Origin of the sequence: Pseudomonas putida W15Oct28 (assembly GCF_000708715.2) — a bacterium.
GTDB lineage: Bacteria > Pseudomonadota > Gammaproteobacteria > Pseudomonadales > Pseudomonadaceae > Aquipseudomonas > Aquipseudomonas putida_R.
In genome coordinates this window covers 90,016-106,688 of sequence record NZ_JENB01000018.1, presented here as the reverse complement: position 1 = coordinate 106,688, position 16,673 = coordinate 90,016, and the positions used below count along the sequence as shown (strand labels likewise).

The window sequence follows — 16,673 nt, the reverse complement described above, 5'->3', positions numbered from 1 at the left end:
GAGCGGGCACAGAGTGGCGCGTAGATTAACCGTTTTACCCGACAAACGCACTGGCACAGTGCTGCTTGTCCGATGTGCGTACATGTTTGTCGTCTGTGCGACCGAGAACAGTAGGAATTATCCTCGGATTGAAACATTCGTCTGTATGAAAATTCCTATCAAACCCATCGAAAAATCCATGTCACTGTACCGGCCTCTTCGCGGGCACGCCCGCTCCCACAGAAGATCACCACAGGCTCTGAATGTGGTGCTTCTGTGGGAGCGGGCGTGCCCGCGAAGAGGCCAGTGCAGGAATAAATAAACTCCATGAACGACAAAGGCCACCCGAAGGTGGCCTCTGTGCGCGTGGGGGGTGTAGCAGTATTACTTCTTGGCTTCCCAGCCAGTCAGCTCGGCCAGGGCCTTGCCGATGTCAGCCAGGGAACGCACGGTCTTCACACCAGCGTCCTGCAGGGCGGCGAACTTCTCGTCCGCAGTGCCCTTGCCGCCGGAAATGATGGCGCCAGCGTGACCCATGCGCTTGCCCGCTGGTGCAGTAACACCGGCGATGTAGGAAACGACTGGCTTGGTCACGTGGGCCTTGATGTAGGCCGCGGCTTCTTCTTCAGCCGAACCGCCGATCTCACCGATCATGACGATCGCTTCGGTCTTCGGGTCTTCCTGGAACAGCTTCAGGATGTCGATGAAGTTGGAGCCCGGGATCGGGTCACCGCCGATGCCGACGCAGGTCGACTGGCCGAAGCCGGCGTCGGTGGTCTGCTTCACAGCTTCGTAGGTCAGGGTGCCGGAGCGCGAAACGATACCGACCTTGCCTGGCAGGTGGATGTGGCCTGGCATGATACCGATCTTGCACTCGCCCGGGGTGATGACACCTGGGCAGTTAGGGCCGATCAGGGTCACGCCCAGCTCGTCGCACTTGACCTTGGCATCCAGCATATCCAGGGTAGGAATGCCTTCGGTGATGCAGACGATCAGCTTGATGCCGCCGAAGGCAGCTTCCAGGATCGAGTCTTTGCAGAACGGAGCCGGTACGTAGATGACCGAAGCGTCAGCGCCGGTAGCTTCCACGGCTTCCTTGACGGTGTTGAACACCGGCAGGCCCAGGTGGGTGGTGCCACCCTTGCCTGGGGTTACGCCGCCGACCATTTTGGTGCCGTAGGCAATGGCTTGTTCGGAGTGGAAAGTACCCTGCGAGCCGGTGAAGCCCTGGCAGATAACTTTGGTGTCTTTATTGATCAGGACGCTCATTACTTGCCCTCCGCAGCTTTGACAACTTGTTGAGCAGCGTCGGTCAGGCTGGTTGCCGCAATGATGTTCAAACCGCTTTCTGCCAGTACTTTAGCGCCCAGTTCGGCGTTGTTGCCTTCGAGGCGAACCACAACCGGAACTTTAACGCCGACTTCCTTCACTGCACCGATGATGCCTTCGGCAATCATGTCGCAACGAACGATGCCGCCGAAGATGTTGACCAGAACGGCCGCGACATTGCTGTCGGACAGAATGATCTTGAACGCTTCGGTAACGCGCTCTTTGGTAGCACCGCCGCCAACGTCGAGGAAGTTGGCTGGCTTGCCGCCATGCAGGTTGACGATGTCCATGGTACCCATGGCCAGGCCGGCACCGTTGACCATGCAGCCGATGTTGCCTTCCAGGGCCACGTAGTTCAGCTCGAAGCTGGCAGCGTGGGCTTCACGAGGGTCGTCCTGCGACGGGTCGTGGAAGGTTTTCAGCTTAGGCTGACGGTACATGGCGTTTGCGTCGATGTTGATCTTCGCATCCAGGCAGTGCAGGTCGCCGTCGGCCTTGATGACCAGCGGGTTGACTTCCAGCAGGGCCAGGTCGTGTTCTTTGAACAGCTTGGCCAGGCCTACGAAAATCTTGGCGAACTGAGCAACTTGCTTGCCTTCCAGACCCAGCTGGAATGCCAGTTCACGACCTTGGAACGGCTGAGCGCCGACCAGTGGATCGATAGTGGCCTTGATGATCTTCTCAGGAGTTTCGTGAGCGACTTTCTCGATGTCCACGCCACCTTCGGTGGAGGCCATGAACACGATACGGCGGCTCGAGCGATCGACTACAGCGCCCAGGTACAGCTCTTTGGCGATGTCAGTGCAGGATTCGACCAGGATCTTGGTCACTGGCTGACCGTTGGCGTCGGTCTGGTAGGTTACCAGGCGCTTGCCCAACCATTGCGCAGCGAACGCCTTGGCGTCTTCCTTGCTGCGAACCAGCTTGACGCCGCCCGCTTTACCGCGACCACCTGCGTGAACCTGGGCTTTTACAACCCACTCGGAACCGCCGATCTTGTCGCAAGCTTCTGCTGCAGCTTCAGGGGTATCGACTGCGAAACCCTTGGAAACTGGCAGGCCGTATTCAGCGAACAGCTGCTTACCCTGATACTCGTGAAGATTCATGCTTTTTACCGTCTTCGTTAGGTACTGCGCTTCGGCGCTGCGCCATTACTGGCGCCGCACCACCTGTGACCGTTGACCCCGGGTTTTCCCGTGTGATCCGGTCCGGCGGACGTTCCGCGGTGAGTCATGCACGCAAGACTCACGACGGGCTGCCCGCCGTGGTTTCTTATAATTAACGCTTCTTACGGTTGGCCACGTGAATGGCGCCGCCATTCACTGCCAGCGCTGCTTCATGCAACGCTTCGGACAGGGTTGGATGGCTGAAGACCATCATGCCCAGATCCTCGGCACTGGTGCCGAATTCCATTGCGATTGCACCCTGCTGCACCAGTTCGGCAGCCGATGGGCCAATCACGTGTACACCCAGGACGCGGTCGGTCTTGGCATCGGCGATGACCTTGACGAAACCACCGGTGTCGTTGGCTGCCATCGCACGGCCGCTGGCCGCGAACGGGAAGGTGCCTACGTTAACCTCAACACCCTCGGCCTTCAAGGACTGTTCAGTCTTGCCGACCCATGCAATTTCCGGGTGGGTGTAGATAACCGACGGGATCAGGTCGTAGTTCATCTGGGCCTTGTGGCCTTTGATGCGCTCGACAACCATGATGCCCTCTTCCGAGGCCTTGTGGGCCAGCATCATGCCGCGTACCACGTCACCGATGGCGAACACGCCCGGAACGCTGGTGGCGCAGTGATCGTCGACGAAGATATAGCCACGCTCGTCTATGGTCACGCCGCTGTCGGCAGCCAGCAGGTCGGTGGTAACAGGACGACGGCCGACCGCAACGATCAGTTTGTCGAAGGTGATCTTCTGCTCGCCTTCGGCGTTGGTGTAGGTCACTTCAACTTCGTTGCCGTTGACTTTCGAGCCGGTGACGCGAGCGCCCAGCTTGATGTCCAGGCCTTGCTTGGTCAGAGTCTTCTGGGCTTCTTTCGAGACGGCAGCGTCGGCAGCCATCAGGAAGGTGTCCAGAGCTTCCAGCACAGTGACTTCAGCACCCAGGCGAGCCCATACCGAGCCCAGTTCCAGGCCGATCACGCCGGCACCGATAACGCCCAGGCGCTTCGGTACGGTCTGGAATTCCAGGGCGCCGGTGGAGTCGACGATGACGTTCTGGTCGACCGGAGCCGGCGGAATGTCGATCGGACGCGAGCCGGAAGCCAGGATCACGTTCTCGGCTTCGATGACTTCGGTGGTGCCGTCAGCCTTGGTGACTTCGACTTTCTTGCCAGCCAGCAGCTTGCCGTGGCCCTGGATCGAAGTAACGCCGTTGGCCTTGAACAGCGTGGCAACGCCACCGGTCAGGTTCTTGACGATGCCAGCCTTGCGGCCAACCATCGCGGCGACGTCCATCTTCACTTCGCCAGTGGAGATACCGTGGACGTTGAAGCTCTCTTTGGCTTCCTTGTACTTCCAGGAGCTGTCCAGCAGCGCCTTGGAAGGAATGCAACCCACGTTCAGGCAGGTGCCGCCCAGGGCCAGTTTGCCCTCGGCGTCAGTGTACTTCTCGATACAGGCAGTCTTCAGACCAAGTTGGGCAGCCTTGATGGCAGCAACATAGCCGCCAGGACCTGCACCAATCACCACTACGTCGAATTTCTGGGTCATAAAAGATTCCTTATCAGCAACTAGCTACAAGCCAAAAGCTGCAAGCCTACACGCTTCTACTTGAAGCTTGCAGCTTGCAACTTGTGGCTGTTTGATTAGATGTCCAGCAGCAGGCGGGACGGATCTTCCAGCAGGTTCTTGATAGTGACCAGGAAGGTTACCGCTTCCTTGCCGTCGATCAGGCGGTGATCGTACGACAGCGCCAGGTACATCATCGGGCGAATCACGACCTGGCCATTGATGGCCATCGGGCGCTGGATGATGTTGTGCATGCCGAGAATGGCGGCCTGCGGCGGGTTGACGATCGGGGTCGACATCATCGAACCGAAGGTACCACCGTTGGTGATGGTGAAGGTGCCACCGGTCATCTCTTCGATGGACAGTTTGCCGTCACGGGCCTTCTTGCCGAAGGTAGCGATGCCGTTCTCGATTTCAGCCAGGCTCATCGACTCGGCGTTACGCAGTACCGGTACCACCAGACCACGGTCGCTGGACACGGCAACGCCGACGTCGGCGAAGCCGTGGTAGACGATGTCGTTGCCGTCGATCGAGGCGTTGACAGCCGGGAAGCGTTTCAGCGCTTCGGTAGCAGCCTTGACGAAGAACGACATGAAGCCCAGGCGCACGCCATTGTGGGTCTTCTCGAACAGGTCCTTGTACTTCGAACGCAGGGCCATGACTTCGGTCATGTCCACTTCGTTGAAGGTGGTCAGCATCGCCATGTTGGACTGGGCTTCGACCAGACGCTCGGCGATCTTGGCACGCAAGCGGGTCATCGGCACGCGCTTCTCGGTGCGGTCGCCAGCAGCGACGACAACCGGGGCAGCAGCGGCAGCTGCAGGCTTGGCAGCCGGCGCAGCGGCAGGTGCCGACTTCTTGTTGGCAACAGCAGCAACCACGTCTTCCTTGGTAACGCGACCGCCTTTACCGGTACCGGCAACGGTAGCCAGGTCGATGCCGTTTTCTTCCGCCAGCTTGCGAGCAGCCGGGGCAGCAACCGGGTCATCTTCGCCAGCATCAGCGGCAGCGGCAGCCGGAGCAGCAGCAGCAGCAGCAGCGGCGGCAGGAGCAGCGGCAGCACCGCCTTCAACGATCGAACCCAGCAGTTCGTCGGACAGGACGGTGTCGCCCTCGCCCTTGACGATGTCGCCCAGCACGCCATCGGCGGTAGCCAGTACTTCCAGGACAACCTTGTCGGTCTCGATGTCGACGATCAGCTCGTCACGCTTGACGGCGTCGCCCGGCTTCTTGTGCCAGGTGGCAACGGTGCCATCGGCAACCGATTCCGGGAAGGTTGGGGCTTTGATCTCGATAGCCATTATCTGTGTTTCCTTAAATTCGGTTTCAGGTGCGCGAAGGCGTTAGACAGTGAAGGCGTCTTGCAGCAGTTTTTCCTGCTGTTCGGCGTGCTTCGAAGCGTAACCACAAGCTGGCGCGGCAGAAGCGTCGCGACCGGCGTATTCCAGGACCAGTGCCTTGTTGTGGCGGCCCAGGATACGGCGCATGTGGTGCTGGCTGCTGTACCAGGCGCCCTGGTTCATCGGCTCTTCCTGGCACCACACGGCGTGCTTGAGGTTGCTGTATTGCGCCAGGATTTCGACCAGGTCGTCCTCCGGGAACGGGTACAGCTGCTCGAGACGCAGGATGGCGATGTCTTCGCGGCCTTCGGCACGGCGTTTTTCCAGCAGGTCGTAGTAGACCTTGCCGCTGCACAGCACCAGGCGCTCGACCTTGGCCGGATCGATTGCGTCGATTTCCGGGATCACGGTCTGGAACGAGCCTTCTGCCAGGTCTTCCAGAGTCGAGATGGCCAGCTTGTGGCGCAGCAGCGACTTCGGCGTCAGCACTACCAGCGGCTTGCGCAGCGGGCGGATGACCTGGCGACGCAGCAGGTGGTAGATCTGTGCCGGGGTAGTCGGTACGCAGACCTGGATGTTGTGCTCGGCGCACAGCTGCAGGTAACGCTCCAGACGCGCGGAGGAGTGCTCCGGGCCCTGCCCTTCGTAACCGTGTGGCAGCAGCATGGTCAGACCGCACAGGCGGCCCCACTTGTGCTCACCGCTGGTGATGAACTGGTCGATCACCACTTGCGCACCGTTGGCGAAGTCGCCGAACTGGGCTTCCCAGATCACCAGCGCGTTCGGCGTGGTGGTGGAATAGCCGTATTCGAAGGCCAGTACCGCTTCTTCCGACAGGAAGGAGTCGTACAGGTCGAAGCGCGGCTGGCCCGGGAACAGGTTCTGCAGCGGAATGTAGGTGCTGGCGTCCTTCTGGTTGTGCAACACCGCGTGACGGTGCGAGAAGGTGCCACGGCCGATGTCCTGGCCGGTCATGCGGATCGGGTGACCTTCGAACTGCAGGGTGGCGTAAGCCATGGTCTCTGCATAACCCCAGTTGATCGGCAAGCCACCGGCCTGCATCTTCTGGCGATCTTCGTAGATCTTCGAGACCTGACGCTGAACGACGAAGCCTTCTGGCAGTTCCAGCAGCTTGGCCGACAGGTCTTGCAGGGTCTTGAGGTCGAAGCGGGTGTCGTGACGCGCAGTCCAGGCGTGGCCCAGGTACGGACGCCAGTCGACGAACAGCTCGCGGTTCGGCTCCTTGACCAGGCTTTTCACAACGTGCAGGCCATTGTCCAGCGCGTTGCGGTACTCGTCGATCTTGGCCTGAGCGCGCTCGGCGTCGATGCGACCGGCCTGGATCAGCGCTTCGGCATACAGCTCACGGGTGGTGCGCTGCTTGCTGATCTGCTGATACATCAGCGGCTGGGTGCCGTTCGGCTCGTCGGCCTCGTTGTGGCCGCGACGACGGTAGCAGACCAGGTCGACAACCACGTCACGCTTGAACTGCATGCGGTAATCGATGGCCAGCTGGGTGACGAACAGCACTGCTTCCGGGTCATCGCCGTTCACGTGCAGGATCGGCGCCTGGATCATCTTGGCGACGTCGGTGGCGTACTCGGTGGAACGCGCGTCCAGCGGGTTGCTGATGGTGAAACCGACCTGGTTGTTGATCACGATGTGCACGGTACCGCCGGTCTTGAAACCGCGGGTCTGCGACATCTGGAAGGTTTCCAGGACCACGCCCTGGCCTGCGAATGCAGCATCACCGTGGATCGAGATCGGCAGCACCTTGTCGCCGACGGTGTCGTTGCGACGGTCCTGACGGGCGCGCACCGAACCTTCAACCACTGGCGAGACGATTTCCAGGTGGGACGGGTTGAACGCCATGGCCAGGTGAACTTCGCCACCGGTGGTCATCACGTTCGAGGAGAAGCCCTGGTGATACTTCACGTCACCGGAGCCCAGCTCGTTCATCTTCTTGCCTTCGAACTCGTCGAACAGCTCGCGCGGGTTCTTGCCGAAGGTGTTCACCAGTACGTTCAGGCGGCCACGGTGGGCCATGCCAATCACGACTTCCTTGGTGCCGTAAGAGCCGGAACGCTGGATCATTTCATCCAGCATCGGGATCAGGCTCTCACCGCCTTCAAGGCCGAAACGCTTGGTGCCCGGGTACTTGGTGCCCAGGTACTTTTCCAGGCCCTCACCGGCGGTCACGCGCTCGAGCAGGTGAGCCTGCACGTCAGCGGAAAACTCCGGACGACCGCGCACGCTTTCCAGGCGCTGCTGGAACCAGCTGCGCTGCTCGGAATCGACGATGTGGGTGAATTCGGCGCCAATGGTGCGACAATATGTCTTCTGGAGTGCATCGAAGATGTCGCGTAGGCTCGCCTCCTCTTTGCCGATGAACAGGTCGCCGGCACGGAAGGTCGTATCAAGATCGGCATTGGTCAAGCCGTAGTGATTGATCGACAGGTCTACGGGCGCTGGACGCTGCCACAACCCTAACGGGTCAAGCTTGGCAGCCTGATGGCCGCGCATACGATAGGCCTGGATCAGTCGCAGAACTTCAACCTGCTTCTTCTCGTGTTCACTGCTCACGCTCCCGGCGGATACCGGTTGGGCGCGGCGCTGGTTCTTTGCCAGCAGTACGAAATGGTCGCGGATTGTCGAGTGCGATACATCAGTAGCGGTGCTGCCGTCGGCTGGCAACTTCTGGAAGTAAGTGCGCCACTCTTCTGGCACAGCGTTAGGGTCGTGCAGGTAGAGCTCGTAGAGCTCTTCCACATATGCAGCGTTACCACCTGAAAGGTGGGCGCTATCCCACATGCGCTGCATCACGCTTTCTTGCATGCTTGGTCACCCTCGATTAGGGGACTGATCGGCGAGAGCCACAGCAAACCTGGAAAAGTCCGAATAAAGCGACTGAACCACGCCACTTGGATCCTGCTGATTTTCCGGGTACCAGCCCGGAAAGCCCCTGCTGGTCTCATATCTTCATAGGTATGAACGCGGGCTTTGTGGGCCCTTGTTCGGGTTTTACCTCAGTGCGGGCTCACACCCGCACCTCGGCTTACTGCAGGTACAACGCTTTGTATCAGGTGCCGCTTTGCAGCAGCATGTTACGTACGTGACCGATTGCCTTGGTCGGGTTCAGACCTTTCGGGCAAACGTTTACGCAGTTCATGATCCCGCGGCAGCGGAATACGCTGAACGGGTCATCCAGGGACGCCAGGCGCTCCTGAGTCTTGGTGTCACGGCTGTCGGCCAGGAAGCGGTAGGCCTGCAGCAGTGCGGCGGGGCCCAGGAACTTGTCCGGGTTCCACCAGAACGACGGGCAGGAAGTCGAGCAGCAAGCGCACAGGATGCACTCGTACAGACCGTCCAGCTTGTCACGTTCTTCAGGCGACTGCAGACGCTCGATGGCCGGGGCCGGCGTGTCGTTCTGCAGGAATGGCTTCACCTTCTCGTACTGCTTGTAGAAGATGCTCATGTCGACGACCAGGTCACGAATGACCGGCAGGCCCGGCAGCGGGCGCAGAACCAGCTTGTTGCCTTTGACCACACCCGACAGCGGGGTGATGCAGGCCAGGCCGTTCTTGCCGTTCATGTTCATACCATCGGAACCGCACACGCCTTCACGGCAGGAGCGACGGTACGAGAAACCCTCGTCCTTTTCCTTGATCAGCGCCAATACATCGAGAACCATCAGGTCCTTGCCGCCGGTATCGACGTCGAACGACTCCATTTTGGGCGCCGAGTCGGTGTCGGGGTTGTAGCGATAAACTTCGACTTTCAACATAGCAGCCACCCTTAGTAAGTCCGGATTTTTGGCTCGAAGGCCGGAACGGTCTTCGGCGCAAAGTTGACGCCGCGCTTGGCAACGCGCTTCTCACCCGGGTAGTACAGGGTGTGGCACAGCCAGTTTTCGTCGTCACGGTCTTCGAAGTCTTCACGGGCGTGAGCGCCGCGGGACTCTTTACGGGCTTCGGCCGCGATGGCGGTAGCTTCGGCGACTTCCAGCAGGTTCTGCAGCTCCAGCGCTTCGATACGCGCGGTGTTGAAGGCCTGGGACTTGTCGTTGATCTTGACGTTGGCGATGCGGTCACGCAGGCCGGCCAGTTGCTCGATACCCTTCTGCATGTATTCGCCAGTACGGAATACACCGAAGTAGTTCTGCATGCAGCTCTGCAGTTCGCGCTTGAGGCTGGCAACGTCTTCGCCAGTGGAGCGCTCGTTGAGCTTGTTCAGGCGGTTCAGGGCAACTTCGAGGTCGGTGTCGCTGGCGTCGAGATGCTCGATGCCGTCGCTCAGCGCCTTCTCCAGGTGCAGGCCGGCAGCACGGCCGAACACCACCAGGTCGAGCAGCGAGTTACCGCCCAGGCGGTTGGCACCGTGAACCGATACGCACGCCACTTCACCTACGGCGAACAGGCCAGGGATGATGTGATCCTTGCCTTCTTCGTCCATGGTGATGGCCTGGCCATGGATGTTGGTGGCAACGCCGCCCATCATGTAGTGGCAGGTCGGAACGACCGGCACCGGCGCGACGACCGGGTCGACGTGGGCGAAGGTCTTGGACAATTCGCAGATACCTGGCAGGCGGCTGTGCAGCACTTCCTCACCCAGGTGGTCCAGCTTCAGCAGTACGTGGTCCTTGTTCGGGCCCACGCCGTTGCCGGCGATGATTTCCTTGACCATGGAACGGGCAACCACGTCGCGGCCGGCCAGGTCTTTCGCGTTCGGCGCGTAACGCTCCATGAAGCGCTCGCCGTGGGCGTTGATCAGGTAACCACCTTCACCGCGGCAACCCTCGGTGACCAGTACACCGGCGCCGGCGATGCCGGTCGGGTGGAACTGCCACATCTCGATGTCCTGCACCGGTACACCGGCACGCAGGGCCATGCCGATACCGTCACCGGTATTGATCAGGGCGTTGGTGGTGGAGGAGTAGATACGGCCCGCACCGCCCGTGGCCAGAACGGTGGCCTTGGACTTGATGTACATGGTTTCGCCGGTTTCGATGCAGATCGCGATCACACCGACAAAGGCGCCTTCCTGGTTCTTCACCAGGTCAACGGCGTAGTACTCGTTGAGGAAGGTGGTACCGGCTTTCAGGTTGCCCTGGTACAGGGTGTGCAGCAGCGCGTGACCGGTACGGTCGGAAGCGGCACAGGTACGGGCGGCCTGGCCACCCTTACCGAAGTCCTTGGACTGACCACCGAACGGACGCTGGTAGATGCGGCCGGTTTCGGTACGCGAGAACGGCAGGCCCATGTGGTCCAGCTCGAAGACCGCAGCCGGGCCTTCCTGACACATGTATTCGATAGCGTCCTGGTCACCGATGTAGTCGGAACCCTTGACGGTATCGTACATGTGCCAGCGCCAGTCGTCGTTCGGGTCGGCCGAAGCGATGGCGCAGGTGATGCCGCCCTGGGCGGATACAGTGTGCGAGCGGGTCGGGAAGACCTTGGTGACTACGGCAGTCTTGTGGCCGCCTTGAGCCAGTTGCAGCGCAGCACGCATGCCGGCGCCGCCGCCACCGATGATGATGGCGTCGAAGGAAATGGTTGGAATGCTAGCCATGGATCAGATACCCCAGAGAATCTGCACACCCCAGACGAAGTAAGCGAACATCGCAACGCCGCATACCGCCTGGAACAGGAAACGAATCGCAGTTGCCGACTTGCCGAACGACATAGGCGTCAGGTAGTCGGTTGCAATGGTCCACATGCCGACCCAGGCGTGAGCGCCCAGGGCAACGAGGGCCAGCAGACTGAAGATCCGCATCGCGTTGTTGGAGAACAGACCATGCCACTGGGTGTAGTCGATGCCTGGGTGGGCGATCACGTAGCCGATCAGGAAGAGGAAGTAAGCCGCGAGAACGACCGCAGAAACGCGCTGCGCCATCCAGTCATAGAGGCCCGAACGCGACAGGTTCGTGACATTGGTTACCATACCCAAACTCCCACCAGAACGATCAGCACCACGGAGATGACGATCACGATTTTCGAGCCCAGCTTGCCGCCTTCCAGCGTCTCACCGATGCCCATGTCCATGATCAGGTGACGAACACCTGCCACGAGGTGATAAAGCAGGGCGGACAGCAGGCCCCAGGTCACGAATTTGGCCAGCGGGCTGGTCAGACACGCCTTCACCTCACCGAAGCCTTCCTCGGAACCCAGCGATTTGCCCAGTGCATAAAGCATGATGGCAAGGCCGATGAACAGGATGACGCCGGAGATACGGTGCAGGATGGACGTGTACGCAGTGACAGGGAGCTTGATGGTCCTTAGGTCTAGGTTTACAGGTCGTTGGCTTTTCACGGCTTTTTTCACACTGAAGAGCCCCTAGCGAATCAGGGCAAAGTTGTTGGTAAGTGTACTGGTCAGGTACCCACCACCCAGGGAACGGCGACCCCCAGCAGTTCGGGCTTGCAAGCCCCTGGCGGTCGGGTGCCGAGTATAGACAGTTAGGCTGCTTATGACAACGTGACGGGGTAGCCCAAATAGCGCATTGCCTTTAACGAACAAAAGGCGTAAATGGGCGAGAATTTCGGGAAAAATCAGGCTTGAATGCCTGTTTCAACAAGCCTTTAGGCAAATTGACATCTGAATTTATCCCTCTATAGTGGTGCGGGCCCTGCGTGGGGGGTCTGTCTGATGATTTCTAGCATTAATAGGAGGCCACATGGCTGACAAAAAAGCGCAGTTGGTCATCGAGGGCGCTGCCCCCGTCGAGCTGCCCATTTTAACCGGCACCGTTGGTCCTGATGTAATCGACGTCCGCGGGTTGGGGGCCACTGGTCACTTCACCTTCGACCCTGGTTTCATGGCGACTGCCTCGTGCGAGTCGAAGATCACCTACATTGACGGCGACAAAGGTATCCTGCTGCACCGCGGCTACCCGATCGAGCAACTCGCCGAGCAATCCGACTACCTCGAAACCTGCTACCTGCTGCTCAACGGCGAACTGCCGAATGCCGAGCAGAAGGCCCAGTTCGTCAGCACCGTCAAGAACCACACCATGGTTCACGAGCAGCTGAAGTCCTTCTTCAACGGCTTCCGCCGCGACGCTCACCCGATGGCGGTGATGTGCGGCGTGGTCGGCGCCCTGTCGGCGTTCTATCACGACTCCCTGGACATCAATAACCCGCAACACCGCGAAATTTCCGCGGTGCGCCTGGTCGCCAAGATGCCGACCCTGGCCGCGATGGTTTACAAGTACTCCATGGGCCAGCCGATGATGTACCCGCGCAACGACCTGTCGTACGCGGAAAACTTCCTGCACATGATGTTCAACACCCCGTGCGAGATCAAACCGATCAGCCCGGTGCTGGCCAAGGCAATGGACCGGATCTTCATCCTCCACGCCGACCACGAGCAGAACGCCTCCACCTCCACCGTGCGTCTGGCCGGCTCGTCGGGTGCCAACCCGTTCGCTTGTATCGCCGCCGGTATCGCCGCACTGTGGGGCCCTGCCCACGGCGGTGCGAACGAAGCCGTACTGACCATGCTCGATGAAATCGGCGATGTCTCGAACATCGACACGTTCATCGCCAAGGCCAAGGACAAGAACGACCCGTTCAAGCTGATGGGCTTCGGTCACCGCGTGTACAAGAACCGCGACCCGCGTGCCACCGTGATGAAGCAGACCTGCGACGAAGTCCTGCGCGAGCTGGGCATCAAGAACGACCCGCAGCTGGAACTGGCCATGCGCCTCGAAGAGATCGCCCTGACCGATCCGTACTTCATCGAGCGCTCGCTGTACCCGAACGTCGACTTCTACTCGGGGATCATCCTCAAGGCGATCGGCATTCCGACCAGCATGTTCACCGTGATCTTCGCCCTGGCACGTACCGTGGGCTGGATCTCGCACTGGAAAGAAATGCTCTCCAGCCCGTACAAGATCGGCCGGCCGCGCCAGCTGTACACCGGCGAGCCAAAACGCGACATCGCTGCACTGAAAGACCGCAAGTAAGCTTTTTAGCCGAACGCAAAAAGGCTGCCCTCGGGCAGCCTTTTTTATTGCAAGTCCTGATGGCCGCAGCTCGACCCTTGTGGGAGCGGCCTTGCCGGGGCGCCGGACCGGTCGGAAAGGGCCGCAAAGCGGCCCCGACAATATTGCAGTCAATCAGAAATTCTGGGGCCGCTCCGCGCCCCTTTCCGACCGGTCCGGCGCCCCGGCAAGGCCGCTCCCACACAGATCGCGCACCGCGTTAAACCTCAGTTTTTCTCAGCCCGCTCGCGCAGCCCTTTCAGGGTATTGAATGGCGCATCCACCACGAACTTGTTGGCCACCATCGCCGGCACGCTACCACCCGGCTCGGTGTGCACCTGGTAGGTCACTTCCGTGCTGTCGCCCTTGGGCACCAGCTTCCAGAAGCCCTCAACCTTGGCTACCCGCACAAAACCCTTCTCTTCCGGCAGATAGGTCGGCTCTTCCTTCAGGTTGCGCACCAGGCTGCCGTCCGCCCCCTTGACAGTCGTCACGTGCAAGATCGAATCACGCGGCGTCACCGGCCATGGCGTATTGAACTGGGTGTAGGTCCAGCTCTGGTCACCCTCATGCTTGAGCAGCTTCTGCGACTTGCACTCATGAATCCATGCGCAGGCCCCGGCCACGTCTTCCTGCAACGCCTGCACCTTGGCCAGCGGTGCCTTGATCACGGTGACACCCTGATAGGCCTTGTACTTGGAGCCGGCCACTTCGCTGAGGGAAATCTTGATCCCCTCCTCGTCCTTGGCCACCTGCCAGTTTTCGGCCCAGGCCGCAGGCGACAGCAGAACACCCACGCCACACAGCAGTGCAATACGCTTGAACGATCTCATCATGTTTATCCTTGTTGTCGAAGATCCAGCCTGTCACGCCGCCGTCATCTGCTCCCACCAGCCAAGAATCCTGATTGCCTCGTCACGGTCACTGCCGCACACCTCGACATCCGCCTTGAAGCCGCCACATACCGCCGGCCGCTCGGGCTTGCCGAACAGGTCGCAGAGATTGGCAGCTGTCAGGTGCAGGCAACGCTCGCCAGCCGGCTTGCCATTGGGCATGCGCGGCATGGCAGAAGTGATGGACGGGGCGATGCAGCAGGCACCACAGCCCTCACGGCAATTCATGGCTATTCACCAAAATCAGGACTCCCTGGAACAAAACGGGACGAGCGTCCCTGGATAGTAACCGCTCAAACAGGCGTTTGAAATTACTGGCACGATGAAATCTGCCGTGACCCGGCAGTCAGTTTCCCGCTACTGGCGATACTCGAAATCGATGGCTGCCCCTTCCACGTCATGACGGCTGTCATTACGTAACTGCAGCTGCATTTCGTTATTGATCAACCGGCCATTGAGCTGGAACGGGCTGTCGCTGGTTTCCGGCTTTTCGGTAAACATGGGCGGCAGCAAAGGCTTGCGGCGCTGGATGGGAGACGGGGTGCCCACATTCGGCTCCAGGTTATTGACCATGTCGACTGGCAGGCTGAGGTCCAGCTTTGCCTTGGGCAACGGCTGGGCAACCGCCTTGCTGACCGGCTTGTGCGCCTTGGTCTTGCTGTTACCAGCTTTTTTCACCGCCTGCTTCTGCACAGGCTTGGCTGCCACCTTTTTTTGCACGTGCTTGCCCTGGGCTGCCTGCGCCTGGCTTGCCGGCTGCGCAGCCAAGGCTGGGCTGCCCGGGTAGCAGAGCGGTGCAAGGCACAAGATCAAGGCAAAACGGCGCAAAGCATTCATGGCAAATGGACAGACTGGCAAGAAAGGTGCGTATGCTCCATGTTCCACAGGCGGCTGGCAAGCCTTACAAAAGTGTGAGCGCAGGCTCCCTGCACAACTGCTGAGCCAGTAAACCCAGCGTAATCACTGCCCGCTCGGCTTCCTTGTTCCACGGGATACCGCAATTAAGGCGGATGCAGTGGTTGAACTGTTCTGTATTACTGAATATTAGCCCCGGCGCAATGCTGATGCCTTGCTCCAGCGCCCGCACATGCAGCTCCTGAGTATTGACCCGCCCGGGCAGGCTTATCCAGAGGATGAAACCGCCCGTTGGGCGGGTCATCTGGGTACCCTCGGGGAAGTGCTGCTGCACCGCCAACTGGTACGCACTGAGGTTCTTGCGATACTCCTGGCGGATGTAGCGCAAGTGGCGGTCGTAACCGCCATTTTCCAGGTAGGCCGCCACCCCCATCTGCGTCACGCTGCAGGCCGAATGGGTAGTGAAGGTCTGCAGGCGCTGGATTTCGTCCTGATAGCGCCCGGCGATCATCCAGCCGACGCGCACACCGGGGGACAGGGTCTTGGAGAAGCTCGAACAGTAGATCACCCGGTCCAGGCGGTCGAATGCCTTCAGCGCCTTGGTCTTGCCTTGCTCGAACATCAACTCGCCATAGATGTCGTCCTCGATGATCTGGATATCGAAGTCCGACGCCAGGCGCAGCAATTGCTTTTGCCGCTCTTCAGGGACCGTGCCACCCAGCGGATTGCTCAGGCGCGCAGTCAGCACCAGGGCCTTGATAGACCACTGGTTGGCAGCCAGCTGCAAGGCTTCAAGGCTGATGCCCGTGGACGGGTCGCTGGGGATTTCGATCACTTTCAGGCCCAGCAGGTCGGCCAGCTGCAGCAAGCCGTAATAGGTCGGCGACTCGGCAGCGATCAGGTCGCCCGGGCGAGTCAGCACGCGCAGTGACATCTGCAGGGCATCGACGCAGCCATGGGTCACGATCACTTCACGCGGGTCGACCAGCACGCCGGCATCGCGCATGCGAATGGCGATCTGCCGACGCAAGGGCTCGAAACCGGGGCTGAACATGTAGCTGAAGGCGCGCGGGCTGTGAAAGCGGGTGACCTTGGCAATTTGCTGATGCAGGGCACGCACCGGCAGGTAGTCGACATGCGGCACCGCAGCACCGAACGGGAACACGCCATCACGGCGCGCTTCGGTCAGCACTTGCTGGATGATGCTGGCACGGGTGACCAGGCCGGGGCGCTCCACCCGGGCGATGTCCGGGGTTTGCGCGGTCAGGGCCGGCGTCTGGTGCACGTAGTAGCCAGATTGTGGCCGCGCGCGGATCAGCCCCTGGTCTTCGAGGTTGGCATAGGCCTGCAACACCGTGGCATGGCTGACATTGAGCTGGGCACTCATCTTGCGCACGGAGGGTACCCGCTCGCCTGGCTGGTAGACACCGCGACGGATGTCATCGGCCAGTTGCTGGGCGATACGCTGGTACAGCAGCAGGTTGGTCATGGCGGCGGCTCGTTGTTCTTGTACGGCTCAGTGACAGTAGAGAATACCGTAACAGTTGCAAAGTGTACTGGGACA

14 protein-coding genes are annotated in these 16,673 nt (G+C 60.3%); 1 reads left to right on the top strand and 13 read right to left on the bottom strand.

Annotation, left to right across the window (positions count from 1 at the left end; genetic code table 11):
• Positions 1-363: 363 nt before the first annotated feature.
• The 9 genes from sucD to sdhC form a co-directional block, all read right to left on the bottom strand.
• Positions 364-1,248, bottom strand: coding sequence for a succinate--CoA ligase subunit alpha (sucD, locus tag AK81_RS14900; RefSeq protein WP_003254203.1), 885 nt, complete (start codon positions 1,246-1,248; stop codon positions 364-366).
• A complete protein-coding gene (gene sucC / locus AK81_RS14895; RefSeq protein ID WP_008091914.1) occupies positions 1,248-2,414 on the bottom strand; it encodes an ADP-forming succinate--CoA ligase subunit beta in 1,167 nt (388 codons plus the stop codon). The genes sucD and sucC overlap by 1 nt, the downstream gene beginning before the upstream one ends.
• A 172-nt stretch (positions 2,415-2,586) precedes the next feature.
• Entirely contained in the window at positions 2,587-4,023 is a 1,437-nt protein-coding gene (gene lpdA / locus AK81_RS14890; protein WP_043200043.1) for a dihydrolipoyl dehydrogenase, read from the bottom strand.
• A 95-nt stretch (positions 4,024-4,118) separates the two neighbouring features.
• Positions 4,119-5,342 (bottom strand): 2-oxoglutarate dehydrogenase complex dihydrolipoyllysine-residue succinyltransferase, encoded by a 1,224-nt coding sequence (gene odhB, locus AK81_RS14885; protein ID WP_043200041.1) that lies wholly within the window; start codon positions 5,340-5,342, stop codon positions 4,119-4,121.
• Positions 5,343-5,384: 42 nt separating this feature from the next.
• On the bottom strand, positions 5,385-8,216 hold the full coding sequence (locus AK81_RS14880) for a 2-oxoglutarate dehydrogenase E1 component (RefSeq protein ID WP_043200040.1): 2,832 nt from the start codon (positions 8,214-8,216) through the stop codon (positions 5,385-5,387).
• Between the two features lie 244 nt (positions 8,217-8,460).
• Positions 8,461-9,165 carry a succinate dehydrogenase iron-sulfur subunit gene (locus tag AK81_RS14875; RefSeq protein ID WP_008091906.1) on the bottom strand — a complete coding sequence of 235 codons (705 nt, stop codon included), beginning with the start codon at positions 9,163-9,165 and terminating at the stop codon, positions 8,461-8,463.
• A gap of 11 nt (positions 9,166-9,176) precedes the next feature.
• Positions 9,177-10,949: a succinate dehydrogenase flavoprotein subunit gene (sdhA, locus tag AK81_RS14870; protein ID WP_043200038.1), complete on the bottom strand. Its 1,773-nt coding sequence runs from the start codon at positions 10,947-10,949 to the stop codon at positions 9,177-9,179.
• Between the two features lie 3 nt (positions 10,950-10,952).
• Positions 10,953-11,321, bottom strand: a complete 369-nt coding sequence (sdhD, locus tag AK81_RS14865; RefSeq protein WP_016498691.1) for a succinate dehydrogenase, hydrophobic membrane anchor protein — start codon at positions 11,319-11,321, stop codon at positions 10,953-10,955.
• Positions 11,315-11,701: a succinate dehydrogenase, cytochrome b556 subunit gene (gene sdhC / locus AK81_RS14860; RefSeq protein WP_008091902.1), complete on the bottom strand. Its 387-nt coding sequence runs from the start codon at positions 11,699-11,701 to the stop codon at positions 11,315-11,317. Before sdhC ends, sdhD begins: the two co-directional genes overlap by 7 nt.
• A 352-nt stretch (positions 11,702-12,053) precedes the next feature.
• Here sdhC and gltA point away from each other — a divergent pair, with 352 nt between their 5' ends.
• On the top strand, positions 12,054-13,343 hold the full coding sequence (gene gltA, locus AK81_RS14855) for a citrate synthase (protein ID WP_043200037.1): 1,290 nt from the start codon (positions 12,054-12,056) through the stop codon (positions 13,341-13,343).
• A gap of 245 nt (positions 13,344-13,588) precedes the next feature.
• On the opposite strand, the gene AK81_RS14850 is transcribed toward gltA, so the two are convergent.
• From AK81_RS14850 to AK81_RS14835, 4 genes are all read right to left on the bottom strand, one after another.
• Positions 13,589-14,194 (bottom strand): START domain-containing protein, encoded by a 606-nt coding sequence (locus AK81_RS14850; RefSeq protein ID WP_043200036.1) that lies wholly within the window; start codon positions 14,192-14,194, stop codon positions 13,589-13,591.
• Positions 14,195-14,227: 33 nt separating this feature from the next.
• On the bottom strand, positions 14,228-14,482 hold the full coding sequence (locus tag AK81_RS14845; RefSeq protein WP_009684718.1) for a YkgJ family cysteine cluster protein: 255 nt from the start codon (positions 14,480-14,482) through the stop codon (positions 14,228-14,230).
• A 129-nt stretch (positions 14,483-14,611) separates the two neighbouring features.
• A complete protein-coding gene (locus AK81_RS14840) occupies positions 14,612-15,091 on the bottom strand; it encodes a hypothetical protein (RefSeq protein ID WP_043200035.1) in 480 nt (159 codons plus the stop codon).
• Between the two features lie 64 nt (positions 15,092-15,155).
• A complete protein-coding gene (locus tag AK81_RS14835) occupies positions 15,156-16,598 on the bottom strand; it encodes a PLP-dependent aminotransferase family protein (protein WP_016498688.1) in 1,443 nt (480 codons plus the stop codon).
• Positions 16,599-16,673 lie beyond the last annotated feature (75 nt).